This window comes from Burkholderia cepacia ATCC 25416, assembly GCF_001411495.1.
GTDB lineage: Bacteria > Pseudomonadota > Gammaproteobacteria > Burkholderiales > Burkholderiaceae > Burkholderia > Burkholderia cepacia.
Window position 1 is genome coordinate 1,166,654 of record NZ_CP012981.1, and the last position, 16,870, is coordinate 1,183,523.

Annotated in this window: 10 protein-coding genes; all 10 read left to right on the forward strand. The window is 61.7% G+C overall.

Annotated features, from left to right (window positions below):
• The first annotated feature begins 86 nt into the window (after positions 1–86).
• The 10 genes from rplK to fusA all read left to right on the forward strand — a co-directional run bounded on the left by rplK (position 87) and on the right by fusA (position 16,843).
• Complete coding sequence (rplK, locus tag APZ15_RS05275) at positions 87–518, forward strand: 50S ribosomal protein L11 (protein WP_006477201.1); 432 nt, start codon at positions 87–89, stop codon at positions 516–518.
• Positions 519–1,217: a 50S ribosomal protein L1 gene (gene rplA, locus APZ15_RS05280; RefSeq protein ID WP_006482906.1), complete on the forward strand. Its 699-nt coding sequence runs from the start codon at positions 519–521 to the stop codon at positions 1,215–1,217.
• A 295-nt stretch (positions 1,218–1,512) separates the two neighbouring features.
• Positions 1,513–2,010 carry a 50S ribosomal protein L10 gene (gene rplJ, locus APZ15_RS05285; protein WP_027788582.1) on the forward strand — a complete coding sequence of 166 codons (498 nt, stop codon included), beginning with the start codon at positions 1,513–1,515 and terminating at the stop codon, positions 2,008–2,010.
• Between the two features lie 63 nt (positions 2,011–2,073).
• Positions 2,074–2,448, forward strand: a complete 375-nt coding sequence (rplL, locus tag APZ15_RS05290; RefSeq protein ID WP_021161757.1) for a 50S ribosomal protein L7/L12 — start codon at positions 2,074–2,076, stop codon at positions 2,446–2,448.
• Positions 2,449–2,825: 377 nt separating this feature from the next.
• Positions 2,826–6,932, forward strand: a complete 4,107-nt coding sequence (rpoB, locus tag APZ15_RS05295) for a DNA-directed RNA polymerase subunit beta (RefSeq protein ID WP_027788581.1) — start codon at positions 2,826–2,828, stop codon at positions 6,930–6,932.
• 21 nt (positions 6,933–6,953) lie between these two features.
• On the forward strand, positions 6,954–11,201 hold the full coding sequence (rpoC, locus tag APZ15_RS05300; protein WP_021161759.1) for a DNA-directed RNA polymerase subunit beta': 4,248 nt from the start codon (positions 6,954–6,956) through the stop codon (positions 11,199–11,201).
• A 317-nt stretch (positions 11,202–11,518) separates the two neighbouring features.
• On the forward strand, positions 11,519–13,366 hold the full coding sequence (gene recQ, locus APZ15_RS05305) for a DNA helicase RecQ (RefSeq protein WP_021161761.1): 1,848 nt from the start codon (positions 11,519–11,521) through the stop codon (positions 13,364–13,366).
• A gap of 227 nt (positions 13,367–13,593) precedes the next feature.
• Entirely contained in the window at positions 13,594–13,974 is a 381-nt protein-coding gene (gene rpsL / locus APZ15_RS05310; protein ID WP_006400662.1) for a 30S ribosomal protein S12, read from the forward strand.
• 172 nt (positions 13,975–14,146) lie between these two features.
• Positions 14,147–14,617 carry a 30S ribosomal protein S7 gene (rpsG, locus tag APZ15_RS05315; protein ID WP_006477195.1) on the forward strand — a complete coding sequence of 157 codons (471 nt, stop codon included), beginning with the start codon at positions 14,147–14,149 and terminating at the stop codon, positions 14,615–14,617.
• A gap of 123 nt (positions 14,618–14,740) precedes the next feature.
• Complete coding sequence (gene fusA / locus APZ15_RS05320; protein ID WP_021161762.1) at positions 14,741–16,843, forward strand: elongation factor G; 2,103 nt, start codon at positions 14,741–14,743, stop codon at positions 16,841–16,843.
• The last annotated feature ends 27 nt before the right edge of the window (positions 16,844–16,870 follow it).

Below are 16,870 nucleotides of genomic sequence, written 5' to 3' on the forward strand. Positions count from 1 at the left end.
TGGCCGTTGAGGAGCGTCAGTAGCCAGAGGCGAAAGCGCGTTATCACTCACCGAACGCCCTTCCGGCGTTCCAATGAGGTTCACAAATGGCAAAGAAGATTATCGGCTTTATCAAGCTGCAGATCCCTGCAGGTAAAGCCAACCCGTCGCCGCCGGTCGGTCCGGCACTGGGCCAGCGCGGCCTGAACATCATGGAGTTCTGCAAGGCGTTCAACGCGCAGACTCAAGGCATGGAGCCGGGTCTGCCGGTGCCGGTGGTCATCACGGCATTCGCTGACAAGAGCTTCACGTTCGTGATGAAGACGCCGCCGGCGACCGTCCTGATCAAGAAGGCGGCGAAGGTGGACAAGGGCTCGAGCAAGCCGCACACCGACAAGGTCGGTTCGATCACGCGCGCTCAAGCCGAAGAAATCGCGAAGACCAAGATGCCGGACCTTACGGCAGCTGATCTGGACGCAGCCGTTCGCACCATCGCTGGTAGCGCACGCTCGATGGGCATCACTGTGGAGGGCGTGTAAATGGCTAAGATCTCCAAGCGCCGTCAGGCATTTGCCGCCAAGGTTGATCGTCAGAAGCTGTACGCGATCGAAGACGCACTGAGCCTCGTGAAGGAATGCGCGAGCGCGAAGTTCGACGAGTCGATCGACGTAGCAGTCCAACTCGGCATCGATGCGAAGAAGTCGGACCAGGTCGTTCGCGGTTCGGTCGTTCTGCCGGCAGGTACGGGCAAGTCGGTTCGCGTTGCAGTGTTCGCGCAAGGCGAGAAGGCTGAGCAAGCTCGTGCAGCAGGCGCGGAAATCGTCGGTATGGAAGACCTGGCTGAGCAGATCAAGGCTGGCCAGATGGACTTCGACATCGTGATCGCTTCGCCGGACACGATGCGTATCGTCGGTACGCTGGGTCAGATCCTCGGCCCGCGCGGCCTGATGCCGAACCCGAAGGTCGGTACGGTCACGCCGGACGTCGCAACCGCCGTCAAGAACGCGAAGGCTGGTCAGGTGCAATTCCGTGTCGACAAGGCCGGTATCATCCACGCGACCATCGGCCGTGCATCGTTCGAGCCGACCGCACTGCGTTCGAACCTGTCGGCGCTGATCGAAGCGCTGCAGAAGGCAAAGCCGGCAACGAGCAAGGGCGTCTACCTGCGCAAGATCGCACTGTCGAGCACGATGGGCGTCGGCGTGCGTGTCGACCAGGCTACGCTGGCAGCACAGTAAGCAAGATTTCGGGCCGCTTCGTTCGCGAAGCGGCCTACATGGGCTTTGGGCGGTTGTTCGTGCAGCAGGGCGGGCAACCGGTTATCAAAGACCGTTGGTGGGGCGCAGCAGTCAGGTGATCCCTTAATTCAAGCCAACGCAGATGGCGAACCCGAAAAAGTTTTGCAGTGGTGAAGCCGCAGGCCGTGAAGCGATTCGCGGCATGAGGTGGAAATACTCCTAACGAGGTCGGACGCCGTTGTTGAACGAGGTACGTGAGGTTTCGTGCCGAACGTATCGTTTCTGGAGGCTAACCGTGCCGCTTAATAGAGAAGACAAGCAAGCCGTCGTCGCTGAGGTTTCCGCGCAAGTCGCGAAGGCCCAGACCGTTGTGCTGGCTGAGTATCGTGGAATTGCGGTTGGCGATCTGACCAAGCTGCGCGCGCAAGCGCGTGAGCAACAGGTTTACCTGCGCGTGTTGAAGAACACGCTGGCGCGCCGCGCCGTTGAAGGTACGCCGTTTGCTCCGCTGGCAGAGCAGATGACTGGCCCGTTGATCTACGGCATCTCGGAAGATGCAATTGCTGCTGCTAAGGTCGTCAACGACTTCAGCAAGAGCAATGACAAGTTGGTCATCAAGGCTGGTTCGTTCGATGGCAAGGTGATGGACAAGGCTGGCGTGCAAGCGCTGGCAAGCATCCCGAGCCGCGAAGAACTGCTCTCGAAGCTGCTGTTCGTTATGCAATCGCCTGTTTCGGGCTTCGCGCGTGCCCTGGCCGCGCTGGCAGAGAAGAAGCAAGCGGAAGCTGCGTAATCGAACGTGCATCAGCGTCATTGATCGCTGGCTGTATCCGAATTCAATTTAGGAGTATTTCAAATGGCAATCGCAAAAGAAGACATCCTGGCAGCAGTCGAAGGGATGACCGTTCTGGAACTGAACGAACTGGTCAAGGCGTTCGAAGAGAAGTTTGGCGTGTCGGCAGCTGCAGTGGCAGTCGCTGGCCCGGCAGGCGGCGGCGCTGCTGCTGCTGCTGAAGAGAAGACCGAATTCACGGTCGTTCTGGCTGAAGCAGGCAGCAACAAGGTTGCAGTCATCAAGGCAGTTCGCGAACTGACGGGCCTGGGCCTGAAGGAAGCGAAGGACGTCGTTGACGGCGCACCGAAGGCTGTCAAGGAAGGCGTCGACAAGGCTGCTGCTGAAGAAGCCAAGAAGAAGCTGGAAGAAGCTGGCGCGAAGGTCGAAGTCAAGTAAGTTTCGGCGCGCTGTGCGAAGGCTGGCGGTATTTTCACCGCCGGCCTTTTTGTGCTTTGTGGGGACGTTATTCTGGCACTCATTCGGGAGCCCGAATAATCGGCCCCAGAAGCCAAAGAAAACCGCCTGATCGTTGTGATTGGTCACGAATGGCGGTTCTCTTTGTCTTCTGAAGCGACTGCAGAAGGCAAGTTTGGTCGGGTAGCGGGCAACACAGGCATCCGCTGCCGTCAGCCAGCGGTTGGTAGCGGCCAACCACCAAGCTTCTCGGCTCGTTCAAGCCGTCGGACGGCCATCGGGTCTCAGTCGGTGAACACTCGGGTTTGAAACGTCCAGGTATTCCGCCTCGATAGCACCCGCCGTGATTCGGAGATCGTATGCAATATTCCTTCACCGAGAAGAAGCGCATTCGCAAGAGTTTCGCGAAGCGCCCCATCGTTCACCAAGTTCCTTTCTTGCTGGCTACCCAGCTTGAATCATTCAGCACGTTTCTGCAAGCCGATGTGCCGGCCACGCAACGCAAGCCTGAAGGTTTGCAGGCCGCGTTCACATCGGTATTTCCCATTGTTTCGCACAACGGCTTCGCGCGCCTCGAGTTCGTGAGCTACGCGTTGTCCGCGCCGGCATTCAACATCAAGGAATGCCAGCAGCGCGGCCTGACGTACTGCTCCGCGCTGCGCGCGAAGGTCCGCCTTGTCATCCTCGACAAGGAATCGCCGAACAAGCCGGTCGTCAAGGAAGTGAAAGAGCAGGAAGTGTACATGGGCGAAATTCCGCTCATGACGCCGACGGGCTCGTTCGTCATCAACGGCACCGAGCGTGTCATCGTCTCGCAGCTGCACCGTTCGCCGGGCGTGTTCTTCGAACACGACAAGGGCAAGACGCACAGCTCGGGCAAGCTGCTGTTCTCGGCACGGATCATTCCGTACCGCGGTTCGTGGCTCGACTTCGAATTCGATCCGAAGGACATCCTGTACTTCCGCGTCGACCGTCGCCGCAAGATGCCGGTCACGATCCTGCTGAAGGCCATCGGCCTGACGCCGGAACAGATCCTCGCGAACTTCTTCGTGTTCGACAACTTCACGCTGATGGACGAAGGCGCACAACTCGAGTTCGTGCCCGAGCGCCTGCGTGGTGAAGTCGCGCGTTTCGACATCACGGATCGTGATGGCAAGGTCATCGTCCAGAAGGACAAGCGGATCAACGCGAAGCACATTCGCGATCTCGAAGCCGCGAAGACCAAGTTCATCTCGGTGCCGGAAGACTATCTGCTCGGCCGCGTGCTGGCGAAGAACGTCGTCGACGGCGACACCGGCGAAGTGATCGCGAGCGCGAACGACGAAGTCACGGAAAGCGTGCTCGAGAAGCTGCGCGAAGCGGGCATCAAGGACATCCAGACGCTCTACACGAACGACCTGGACCAGGGCCCGTACATCTCGTCGACGCTGCGTGTCGACGAAACGACCGACAAGACGGCCGCGCGCATCGCGATCTACCGCATGATGCGTCCGGGCGAGCCGCCGACCGAAGAAGCGGTCGAGGCCCTGTTCAATCGTCTGTTCTACAGCGAAGAAGCGTATGACCTGTCGAAGGTCGGTCGCATGAAGTTCAACCGCCGCGTCAGCCGTGACGAGATCACCGGCCCGATGACGCTGCAGGACGACGACATCCTCGCGACGATCAAGATCCTCGTCGAGCTGCGCAACGGCAAGGGCGAAGTGGACGACATCGACCACCTCGGCAACCGTCGCGTGCGTTGCGTCGGCGAACTGGCGGAAAACCAGTTCCGCGCCGGTCTCGTGCGTGTCGAGCGCGCGGTCAAGGAACGCCTCGGCCAGGCCGAAAGCGAAAACCTGATGCCGCACGACCTGATCAACTCGAAGCCGATTTCGTCGGCGATCCGCGAGTTCTTCGGTTCGTCGCAGCTGTCGCAGTTCATGGACCAGACCAACCCGCTGTCGGAAATCACGCACAAGCGCCGTGTTTCCGCACTGGGCCCGGGCGGTCTGACGCGCGAACGGGCAGGCTTCGAAGTTCGTGACGTGCACCCGACCCACTATGGCCGCGTGTGCCCGATCGAAACGCCGGAAGGTCCGAACATCGGTCTGATCAACTCGCTCGCACTGTACGCGCACCTGAACGAGTACGGCTTCCTCGAGACGCCGTACCGCAAGGTCGTGGACAGCAAGGTGACCGACCAGATCGACTACCTGTCGGCGATCGAGGAAGGCCGCTACATGATCGCTCAGGCGAACGCCGCGATCGACGAGAACGGCACGCTGATCGACGAACTCGTGTCGTCGCGTGAAGCCGGCGAAACGATGATGGTCACGCCGGACCGTATCCAGTACATGGACGTCGCGCCGTCGCAGATCGTGTCGGTTGCAGCCTCGCTGATTCCGTTCCTCGAGCACGACGATGCGAACCGTGCACTGATGGGTTCGAACATGCAGCGTCAGGCCGTGCCGTGTCTGCGTCCGGAAAAGCCGGTCGTCGGGACGGGTATCGAGCGCACCTGCGCGGTCGACTCGGGTACGACGGTTCAGGCGTTCCGCGGCGGCGTCGTCGACTATGTCGACGCAGGCCGTATCGTGATTCGCGTGAACGACGACGAAGCGGTCGCAGGTGAAGTCGGTGTCGACATCTACAACCTGATCAAGTACACGCGTTCGAACCAGAACACGAACATCAACCAGCGTCCGATCGTGAAGATGGGCGACAAGGTCTCGCGCGGCGACGTGCTGGCCGACGGCGCCTCGACGGACCTGGGCGAGCTCGCGCTCGGCCAGAACATGCTGATCGCGTTCATGCCGTGGAACGGCTACAACTTCGAAGACTCGATCCTGATCTCGGAGAAGGTGGTTGCGGACGATCGCTACACGTCGATCCACATCGAAGAGCTGAACGTCGTTGCACGCGACACGAAGCTCGGGCCGGAAGAAATCACGCGCGACATCTCGAACCTGGCGGAAGTCCAGCTCGGCCGTCTCGACGAATCGGGCATCGTGTACATCGGTGCTGAAGTCGAAGCAGGCGACGTGCTGGTCGGCAAGGTCACGCCGAAGGGCGAGACCCAGCTGACGCCGGAAGAGAAGCTGCTGCGCGCGATCTTCGGCGAGAAGGCTTCGGACGTGAAGGACACGTCGCTGCGCGTGCCGTCGGGCATGAGCGGCACCGTGATCGACGTCCAGGTGTTCACGCGTGAAGGCATCCAGCGCGACAAGCGTGCGCAACAGATCATCGACGACGAACTGAAGCGCTACCGTCTCGACCTGAACGACCAGCTGCGCATCGTGGAAGGCGACGCGTTCCAGCGTCTCGCACGCATGCTGGTGGGCAAGGTCGCGAACGGCGGTCCGAAGAAGCTCGCGAAGGGCACGAAGATCGACCAGGCTTACCTGGAAGACCTCGACCACTACCACTGGTTCGACATCCGCCTCGCGGACGACGAAGCAGCGGCATCGCTCGAAGCGATCAAGAACTCGATCGAAGAGAAGCGTCACCAGTTCGACCTCGCGTTCGAAGAGAAGCGCAAGAAGCTCACGCAAGGCGACGAACTGCCGCCGGGCGTGCTGAAGATGGTCAAGGTGTACCTCGCGGTGAAGCGCCGTCTGCAGCCTGGCGACAAGATGGCAGGCCGTCACGGTAACAAGGGTGTCGTGTCGAAGATCGTTCCGATCGAAGACATGCCGTACATGGCCGACGGCCGTCCGGCAGACGTCGTGCTGAACCCGCTGGGCGTTCCGTCGCGGATGAACGTGGGTCAGGTTCTGGAAGTGCACCTCGGCTGGGCTGCGAAGGGCCTCGGCTGGCGTATCGGCGAAATGCTGCAGCGTCAGGCGAAGATCGAGGAACTGCGCGTGTTCCTGACGAAGATCTACAACGAGTCGGGCCGCCAGGAAGACCTGGAAAGCTTCACCGACGACGAGATCCTCGAACTCGCGAAGAACCTGCGCGAAGGCGTGCCGTTCGCGACGCCGGTGTTCGACGGTGCGACCGAGGAAGAAATGGGCAAGATGCTCGACCTCGCGTTCCCGGACGACATCGCTGAACAACTCGGCATGAACCCGTCGAAGAACCAGGTCCGTCTGTACGACGGCCGCACGGGTGAAATGTTCGAACGTCGCGTGACGCTGGGCTACATGCACTACCTGAAGCTGCACCACTTGGTCGACGACAAGATGCACGCGCGTTCGACCGGCCCGTACTCGCTCGTCACGCAGCAGCCGCTGGGTGGTAAGGCGCAGTTCGGTGGCCAGCGTTTCGGTGAAATGGAAGTGTGGGCACTCGAAGCGTACGGCGCGTCCTACGTGCTGCAGGAAATGCTGACGGTGAAGTCGGACGACGTGACCGGCCGGACGAAAGTGTACGAAAACCTCGTCAAGGGCGACCACGTGATCGATGCAGGCATGCCGGAATCCTTCAACGTGCTCGTGAAGGAAATCCGCTCGCTCGGTATCGATATCGATCTCGACCGCAATTAATCGGACTACGGAGAGAAAGCAATGAAAGCTCTGCTCGATCTATTCAAGCAAGTCCAACAGGAAGAAGTTTTCGACGCGATCAAGATCGGTCTGGCTTCGCCTGACAAGATCCGTTCGTGGTCGTTCGGCGAAGTGAAGAAGCCGGAGACCATCAACTACCGTACGTTCAAGCCGGAACGCGATGGTCTCTTCTGCGCGAAGATCTTCGGGCCGATCAAGGACTACGAGTGCCTGTGCGGCAAGTACAAGCGTCTGAAGCACCGCGGCGTGATCTGCGAGAAGTGCGGCGTCGAAGTGACGCTGGCGAAGGTGCGTCGCGAACGGATGGGCCACATCGAACTGGCCTCGCCGGTCGCGCACATCTGGTTCCTGAAGTCGCTGCCGTCGCGTCTGGGCATGGTGCTCGACATGACGCTGCGCGACATCGAACGCGTGCTGTACTTCGAAGCGTACGTGGTGATCGAACCGGGCATGACGCCGCTGAAGGCGCGGCAGATCATGACCGAAGAGGATTACTACAACAAGGTCGAGGAATACGGCGACGAATTCCGTGCCGAAATGGGCGCGGAAGGCGTGCGTGAACTGCTGCGCGCGATCAACATCGACGAGCAGGTCGAGACGCTGCGCACCGAGCTGAAGAACACTGGCTCGGAAGCGAAGATCAAGAAGTACGCGAAGCGCCTGAAGGTCCTCGAGGCATTCCAGCGCTCGGGCATCAAGCCCGAGTGGATGATCCTCGAAGTGCTGCCGGTGCTGCCGCCGGAACTGCGTCCGCTCGTGCCGCTGGACGGCGGCCGTTTCGCGACGTCGGACCTGAACGACCTGTACCGCCGCGTGATCAACCGTAACAACCGGTTGAAGCGCCTGCTCGAGCTGAAGGCACCTGAAATCATCGTCCGCAACGAAAAGCGGATGCTGCAGGAAGCCGTCGACTCGCTGCTCGACAACGGCCGTCGCGGCAAGGCGATGACGGGTGCGAACAAGCGTCCGCTGAAGTCGCTCGCCGACATGATCAAGGGTAAGGGCGGTCGTTTCCGTCAGAACCTGCTGGGCAAGCGCGTCGACTACTCGGGCCGTTCGGTCATCGTGGTCGGCCCGACGCTGAAGCTGCACCAGTGCGGTCTGCCGAAGCTGATGGCGCTCGAGCTGTTCAAGCCGTTCATCTTCAACAAGCTGGAAGTGATGGGCGTCGCGACGACCATCAAGGCTGCGAAGAAGGAAGTCGAGAACCAGACGCCGGTGGTGTGGGACATCCTCGAAGAGGTGATCCGTGAGCACCCGGTGATGCTGAACCGTGCGCCGACGCTGCACCGTCTCGGTATCCAGGCGTTCGAGCCGGTGCTGATCGAAGGCAAGGCAATTCAGCTGCACCCGCTCGTCTGCGCGGCGTTCAACGCCGACTTCGACGGTGACCAGATGGCCGTTCACGTGCCGCTGTCGCTCGAAGCGCAGATGGAAGCGCGTACGCTGATGCTGGCGTCGAACAACGTGCTGTTCCCGGCCAACGGCGATCCGTCGATCGTGCCGTCGCAGGATATCGTGCTGGGTCTGTACTACGCGACCCGCGAAGCGGTCAACGGCAAGGGCGAAGGCCTGTCGTTCACGGGCGTGTCGGAAGTGATCCGCGCGTACGAGAACAAGGAAGTCGAGCTCGCATCGCGCGTCAACGTGCGGATCACCGAAATGGTCCACAACGAGGACACGTCGGAAGGCGCGCCGCCGTTCGTGCCGAAGATTTCGCTGTACGCGACGACCGTCGGCCGCGCGATCCTGTCGGAGATCCTGCCGCACGGCCTGCCGTTCTCGGTGCTGAACAAGCCGCTGAAGAAGAAGGAAATCTCGCGCCTGATCAACACGGCGTTCCGCAAGTGCGGTCTGCGCGCGACGGTGGTGTTTGCCGACCAGCTGATGCAGTCGGGTTTCCGTCTCGCGACGCGCGCCGGTATTTCGATCTGCGTGGACGACATGCTCGTGCCGCCGCAGAAGGAAACGATCGTCGGCGACGCCGCGAAGAAGGTGAAGGAGTACGACCGCCAGTACATGTCGGGTCTCGTCACCGCGCAGGAACGCTACAACAACGTGGTCGACATCTGGTCGGCAACGTCGGAAGCGGTCGGCAAGGCGATGATGGAGCAGCTGTCGACGGAGCCGGTGACGGACCGCGACGGCAACGAGACGCGCCAGGAGTCGTTCAACTCGATCTACATGATGGCCGACTCGGGCGCCCGGGGTTCGGCGGTTCAGATTCGTCAGCTGGCCGGTATGCGTGGCCTGATGGCGAAGCCGGACGGCTCGATTATCGAGACGCCGATTACCGCGAACTTCCGCGAAGGTCTGAACGTGTTGCAGTACTTCATCTCGACCCACGGTGCACGTAAGGGTCTGGCTGATACGGCACTGAAGACCGCGAACTCGGGTTACCTGACGCGTCGTCTCGTCGACGTCACGCAGGATCTGGTCGTCGTGGAAGACGATTGCGGCACGTCGAACGGCGTGGCGATGAAGGCACTCGTCGAAGGCGGTGAAGTCGTCGAGGCGCTGCGCGACCGTATCCTCGGCCGCGTTGCGGTTGCGGACGTCGTGAACCCGGAAACGCAGGAAACGGTGTACGAATCGGGCACGCTGCTCGATGAAACGGCGGTCGAGGAAATCGAACGCCTCGGCATCGACGAAGTGCGCGTGCGCACGCCGCTGACCTGCGAAACGCGCTACGGTCTGTGTGCGTCGTGCTACGGCCGTGACCTCGGCCGCGGCTCGCTCGTGAACGTCGGCGAAGCAGTCGGTGTGATCGCTGCACAGTCGATCGGTGAACCGGGCACGCAGCTGACGATGCGTACGTTCCACATCGGTGGTGCGGCATCGCGTGCGGCAGTGGCTTCGTCGGTCGAAGCGAAGAGCAACGGTATCGTCCGCTTCACGGCGACGATGCGTTACGTCACGAACGCGAAGGGCGAGCAGATCGTCATTTCCCGTTCGGGCGAAGCGATGATCACCGACGATTTCGGTCGCGAGCGCGAGCGTCACAAAGTGCCGTACGGCGCGACGCTGCTGCAGCTCGACGGCGCGACGATCAAGGCAGGCACGCAGCTCGCCACGTGGGATCCGCTGACGCGTCCGATCATCACCGAGTACGGTGGTACGGTGAAGTTCGAGAACGTCGAGGAAGGCGTGACCGTCGCGAAGCAGATCGACGACGTGACCGGCCTGTCGACGCTGGTCGTGATCGACGTGAAGCGCCGTGGTTCGCAGGCTTCGAAGAGCGTGCGTCCGCAGGTCAAGCTGCTCGACGCGAACGGCGACGAAGTGAAGATTCCGGGCACGGAGCACGCGGTGCAGATCGGCTTCCAGGTCGGCGCACTGATCACCGTGAAGGATGGTCAGCAAGTGCAGGTCGGTGAAGTGCTCGCACGTATCCCGACGGAAGCGCAGAAGACACGTGACATTACCGGCGGTCTGCCGCGGGTGGCGGAACTGTTCGAAGCGCGTTCGCCGAAGGATGCCGGCATTCTCGCGGAAGTCACCGGTACGACGTCGTTCGGTAAGGACACGAAGGGCAAGCAGCGTCTCGTCATCACGGATCTCGAGGGCAACCAGCACGAGTTCCTGATCGCGAAGGAAAAGCAGGTTCTGGTTCACGATGCCCAGGTCGTCAACAAGGGCGAAATGATCGTGGACGGTCCGGCCGATCCGCACGACATCCTGCGTCTGCAGGGTATCGAGGCGCTGTCGCGCTACATCGTCGACGAAGTGCAGGACGTGTATCGTCTGCAGGGCGTGAAGATCAACGACAAGCACATCGAGGTGATCGTTCGCCAGATGCTGCGTCGTGTGCAGATCACCGACAACGGCGATACGCGCTTCATCCCGGGCGAACAGGTCGAGCGTTCCGACATGCTGGACGAGAACGATCGCATGATCGCCGAGGACAAGCGTCCGGCTTCGTACGACAACGTGCTCCTCGGTATCACGAAGGCATCGCTGTCGACCGACTCGTTCATCTCCGCGGCATCGTTCCAGGAAACGACCCGCGTGCTGACCGAAGCGGCGATCATGGGCAAGCGCGACGATCTGCGCGGCCTGAAGGAAAACGTGATCGTCGGCCGTCTGATTCCGGCCGGTACGGGTCTCGCGTTCCACAAGGCACGCAAGGCGAAGGAATCGTCGGATCGCGAGCGTTTCGACCAGATCGCAGCGGAAGAAGCGTTCGATTTCGGCACGCCGAGCACGCCTGCTGCGGAAGAGCCGCAACAGCACCCGGCAGCCGAGTAAGCGCGGGCGGCGCGAGCCGCCTTGCCTCACCACGCTGTCACCGAGACCGCCCGGTTTTGCCGGGCGGTTTTTTTTCATCTGTCGTTCGCGTGCATGACGCGCCTGTGCTGTGCCGGCCTCGCTTGCTCGCGACGGAAGTGCGGCCCGACTGCAAGCGCCGCCGAAGCCGTTGCAATCACTTGCGGCGCGGTCGTGGCAGGCTCGTCATGCACGCGAACGAACCCTGGCCGATCGGCCAAAACCGCACGATTCGCCCCGCGTCCCGCGAGCGGGTTGTTAAAATTGCGGTCATCGTCCAGCCGTCCCCGTCCTCTTTCATGTCCCGCGCCCTCGAAATCCTCGACGAAGTATTTGGTTATCCCGCTTTTCGCGGCCAGCAGGGCGAAATCGTCGAACACGTCGCCGGCGGCGGCGATTGTCTCGTGCTGATGCCGACCGGTGGCGGCAAGTCGCTGTGCTACCAGATTCCGGCGCTGCTGCGTCGCGAGGCCGGGCAGGGTGCCGGTATCGTCGTGTCGCCGCTGATCGCGCTGATGCAGGACCAGGTCGCCGCACTGAGCGAAGTGGGCGTGCGCGCGGCGTACCTGAACTCGACACTGTCGGGCGCCGAGGCCGCGGCGACCGAGCGGGCGCTGCGCGAAGGCGAAATCGACCTGCTGTATGTCGCGCCCGAACGGCTGATGACGGGGCGCTTCCTCGACCTGCTCGAGCGCGCGAAGATCGGCCTGTTCGCGATCGACGAAGCGCACTGCGTGTCGCAATGGGGGCACGATTTCCGCCCGGAATACATCCAGCTGTCGGTGCTGCACGAGCGATTTCCGTCGGTGCCGCGCATCGCATTGACCGCGACGGCCGATGCGATCACGCGCGACGAGATCATCCACCGTCTCGCGCTCGACGACGCACGCGTGTTCGTGTCGAGCTTCGACCGCCCGAACATCCGCTACCGGATCGTCGAAAAGGACAACGCGCGATCGCAGCTGCTCGATTTCATCCGCGCCGAACACACGAATGCCGACGGCACGACGGATGCGGGTGTCGTCTATTGCCTGTCGCGTCGCAAGGTCGAGGAAACGGCCGAATGGCTGAAGGCGCAAGGCGTGCGTGCGCTGCCGTATCACGCGGGGATGGAGTTCGAGGTGCGGCAGAAGCACCAGGAAATGTTCCAGCGCGAGGAAGGCATCGTGATGTGCGCGACGATCGCGTTCGGCATGGGCATCGACAAGCCGGACGTGCGCTTCGTCGCGCACCTGGATCTGCCGAAGAGCGTCGAAGGCTACTACCAGGAAACGGGCCGTGCCGGCCGCGACGGGATGCCCGCGAATGCGTGGATGGCGTACGGGCTCGGCGACGTCGTCCAGCAGCGCAAGATGATCGACGAATCGGATGCCGACGACGCACACAAGCGCGTCCAGACGTCGAAGCTCGACGCGCTGCTCGGGCTGTGCGAGACGATCTCGTGCCGCCGCGTGCGGCTGCTGAACTACTTCGGCGAGGAGAGCAAGCCGTGCGGCAACTGCGATACGTGCCTCGAGCCGCCCGCTTCGTGGGACGCGACGCGTGAGGCGCAGATGGCGCTGTCGTGCGTGTTCCGCGCGCAGCGCGCGAGCGGCTTCAATTTCGGCTCGAGCCACCTGATCGAGATCCTGCGCGGCGGGCGCACCGAGAAGGTGTTGCAGCGGGGCCACGACCAGCTGACGACGTTCGGGATCGGCGCGTCGCTGTCGGAGCCCGAGTGGCGCGCGATATTTCGGCAGCTCGTCGCGTACGGCTACCTGGCCGTCGATCACGGCGGCTTCGGTGCACTCGTGCTGACCGAGGCCGCGAAGCCGGTGTTGAAGAACGAGGAGAAGGTCACGCTGCGCCGCTACGTGAAGCCGCAGCGCACGCGCCAGTCGTCGGGCCGCAGCGGCACGCGCGTCGACCCGACGGCCGGCATGGGCACGCGCGAGCGCGCAAGGTGGGATGCGCTGCGCGCGTGGCGCGCGGAAACGGCGAAGACGGACGGCGTGCCGGCCTACGTGATCTTCCACGACGCGACGCTCGCCGAGATCGCACGCAACGCGCCGGAGACGATCGACGACCTGCGCCATATCCCCGGCATGGGGGTGCGCAAGCTGGAGCGCTTCGGCGACGAGATCATCGACGTCGTCGAGTCTGCCTGACACAGGCGTTCCGACCCTTCCGGTAAACCACGCGTCCGGCCGGCGAATCACGCAAGCCGTTGACTTAGTTGGTATTTCCGGAATATGATGCTGGGTTCCGGTATTCGGTGGGCCGAGTTGCGTTCGAAAGCTCGCACCCGTTTCGCCGGTTCGGAAGTCAACTGTGCGCCGATTCTCGCTTTGCCCGAAATCGATGTGCAGATTTTGTTCAATTTCAGGAATAAACAATGCCAACCATCAACCAACTGGTTCGCAAAGGCCGTCAGTCGGAAACGACGAAGAGCAAGAGCCCGGCCCTGCAGGACTGCCCCCAGCGTCGCGGCGTGTGCACCCGTGTGTACACGACGACGCCGAAGAAGCCGAACTCGGCACTCCGTAAGGTCGCCAAGGTTCGTCTGACGAACGGCTTCGAAGTGATTTCGTACATCGGCGGTGAAGGCCACAACCTGCAGGAACACTCGGTTGTGCTGATCCGCGGCGGCCGTGTGAAGGACTTGCCGGGTGTGCGTTACCACATGGTTCGCGGCTCGCTGGATACCCAGGGCGTCAAGGACCGTAAGCAAGCGCGCTCGAAGTACGGCGCGAAGCGTGCAAAGGCTGCCAAGTAAGCAGTTTTTGATCAGGGATCGCCGCAGGGCGGTCAAGGCGGGAGTGCCGGATTGCCGGTGCTGTCGAGTAAGTGGTCACCCGGCCAAGCTGGTTAGTCGTGAAGATGTGATCGGGTTTGTTGGTGGCCGCGGAGCTGGAACCAGCTCCAACTGAACAAGTAAAGGAAGAATCATGCCGCGTCGTCGCGAAGTCCCCAAGCGGGAAGTGTTGCCGGATCCGAAGTTCGGTAACGTTGATGTAGCCAAGTTCATGAACATGCTGATGCTGTCCGGCAAGAAGTCGGTCGCAGAGCGCATCGTTTATGGCGCATTCGAACAGATCCAGACCAAGGGTGGCAAGGACCCGCTGGAAGTGTTCACGGTTGCGCTCAACAACGTCAAGCCGGTGGTCGAAGTGAAGAGCCGTCGCGTTGGTGGTGCCAACTATCAAGTTCCGGTCGAAGTGCGCCCGTCGCGTCGTATGGCATTGGCGATGCGCTGGCTGCGTGAGGCTGCGAAGAAGCGCAGCGAGAAGTCGATGGCTCTGCGCCTGGCAGGTGAACTCTCCGAAGCGGCCGAAGGTCGTGGCGGCGCGATGAAGAAGCGCGATGAAGTTCACCGCATGGCAGAAGCCAACCGCGCGTTCTCGCATTTCCGTTTCTAAGCGCCTGGCTGGGCTGTTTGCGGAAATAAATTCCGGGCGGGTGCGCTTTTCAGGCGCCTCGCCCGTTTGTGTTGAAGCATGATGCAGCAGGGCTGCATCGTGTCATCCCAGTAGAGGATCAAAGTGGCTCGCAAGACTCCTATCGAGCGCTACCGCAATATCGGTATTAGCGCTCACATCGACGCCGGCAAAACGACGACGACCGAGCGCATTCTGTTTTACACCGGTGTGAACCACAAGATCGGTGAAGTCCACGACGGCGCAGCCACGATGGACTGGATGGAGCAGGAACAGGAGCGTGGCATCACGATCACGTCCGCTGCTACCACGGCCTTCTGGAAGGGCATGGGCGGCAACTATCCGGAACACCGCATCAACATCATCGACACCCCGGGTCACGTCGACTTCACGATCGAAGTGGAGCGTTCGATGCGCGTGCTCGACGGCGCGTGCATGGTGTACTGCGCAGTGGGCGGCGTGCAGCCGCAGTCGGAAACGGTGTGGCGCCAGGCTAACAAGTACAAGGTGCCGCGTCTCGCGTTCGTCAACAAGATGGACCGTACCGGCGCGAACTTCTTCAAGGTCTACGACCAGCTCCGTCTGCGCCTGAAGGCGAACCCGGTTCCGGTCGTGGTGCCGATCGGCGCGGAAGAAAACTTCAAGGGCGTCGTCGACCTGATCAAGATGAAGGCGATCATTTGGGACGAAGCGTCGCAAGGCACGAAGTTCGACTACGTCGACATCCCGGCCGAGCTCGCAGAGACCTGCAAGGAATGGCGCGAAAAGATGGTCGAAGTGGCTGCTGAAGCCAGCGAAGACCTGATGAACAAGTACCTGGAAGAAGGCGATCTGCCGGAAGCCGACATCGTCAAGGCGCTGCGTGATCGTACGATCGCGTGCGAAATCCAGCCGATGCTGTGCGGTACCGCGTTCAAGAACAAGGGCGTGCAGCGTATGCTCGACGCCGTGATCGACTTCCTGCCGTCGCCGGTCGACATCCCGCCGGTCAAGGGCGAGCTCGAAAACGGTGAAGAAGCGGAGCGCAAGGCGTCGGACGACGAGAAGTTCTCGTCGCTCGCGTTCAAGATCATGACCGACCCGTTCGTCGGCCAGCTGATCTTCTTCCGTGTGTACTCGGGCGTCGTCAACTCGGGCGACACGCTGCTGAACTCGACCAAGGGCAAGAAGGAACGCCTCGGCCGTATTCTGCAGATGCACGCGAACCAGCGTGAAGAAATCAAGGAAGTCCGTGCAGGCGACATCGCTGCTGCGGTCGGCCTGAAGGAAGCGACCACCGGCGACACGCTGTGCGATCCGGCAAACCCGATCGTGCTCGAGCGCATGGTGTTCCCGGAGCCGGTGATTTCGCAGGCTGTCGAGCCGAAGACCAAGGCTGACCAGGAAAAGATGGGCCTGGCGCTGAACCGTCTGGCACAGGAAGATCCGTCGTTCCGCGTGCAGACCGACGAAGAGTCGGGCCAGACCATCATTTCGGGCATGGGCGAGCTCCACCTCGAAATTCTGGTCGACCGGATGAAGCGTGAATTCGGCGTGGAAGCAACCGTCGGCAAGCCGCAGGTTGCATACCGCGAAACGATCCGTTCGACGGCGAAGGACGTCGACGGCAAGTTCGTCAAGCAGTCGGGTGGTCGCGGCCAGTACGGTCACGCGGTCATCACGCTCGAGCCGAACGAACAAGGCAAGGGCTACGAGTTCTTCGACGAGATCAAGGGTGGTGTGATTCCGCGTGAATACATCCCGGCGGTCGACAAGGGTATCCAGGACACGCTGAAGTCGGGCGTGCTGGCTGGCTTCCCGGTCGTCGACGTGAAGGTTCACCTGACGTTCGGTTCGTACCACGACGTTGACTCGAACGAAAACGCGTTCCGCATGGCCGGTTCGATGGCGTTCAAGGAAGCAATGCGCAAGGCGAACCCGGTCGTCCTCGAGCCGATGATGGCTGTCGAAGTCGAGACGCCGGAAGACTACATGGGCAACGTGATGGGCGACCTGTCGGGCCGTCGCGGTATCGTCCAGGGCATGGAAGACATGGTTGGCGGCGGCAAGATCGTGCGCGCCGAAGTGCCGCTGTCGGAAATGTTCGGCTATTCGACGTCGCTGCGCTCGCTGACGCAAGGTCGTGCAACGTACACGATGGAGTTCAAGCACTACGCTGAAGCTCCGCGCAACGTTGCTGATGCGATCATCAGCGCGAAGTCGAAGTAATTCGCTATCTCAATCGATAATTTTTGA

Excerpts from the sequence above, each read along its gene's own strand:
- rplK (WP_006477201.1), top strand. The coding sequence starts at position 87 with ATGGCAAAGAAGATTATCGGCTTTATCAAGCTGCAGATCCCTGCAGGT.
- rplA (WP_006482906.1), top strand. The coding sequence starts at position 519 with ATGGCTAAGATCTCCAAGCGCCGTCAGGCATTTGCCGCCAAGGTTGAT.
- rplL (WP_021161757.1), top strand. The coding sequence starts at position 2,074 with ATGGCAATCGCAAAAGAAGACATCCTGGCAGCAGTCGAAGGGATGACC.
- rpoB (WP_027788581.1), top strand. The coding sequence starts at position 2,826 with ATGCAATATTCCTTCACCGAGAAGAAGCGCATTCGCAAGAGTTTCGCG.
- rpoC (WP_021161759.1), top strand. The coding sequence starts at position 6,954 with ATGAAAGCTCTGCTCGATCTATTCAAGCAAGTCCAACAGGAAGAAGTT.
- recQ (WP_021161761.1), top strand. The coding sequence starts at position 11,519 with ATGTCCCGCGCCCTCGAAATCCTCGACGAAGTATTTGGTTATCCCGCT.
- rpsL (WP_006400662.1), top strand. The coding sequence starts at position 13,594 with ATGCCAACCATCAACCAACTGGTTCGCAAAGGCCGTCAGTCGGAAACG.
- rpsG (WP_006477195.1), top strand. The coding sequence starts at position 14,147 with ATGCCGCGTCGTCGCGAAGTCCCCAAGCGGGAAGTGTTGCCGGATCCG.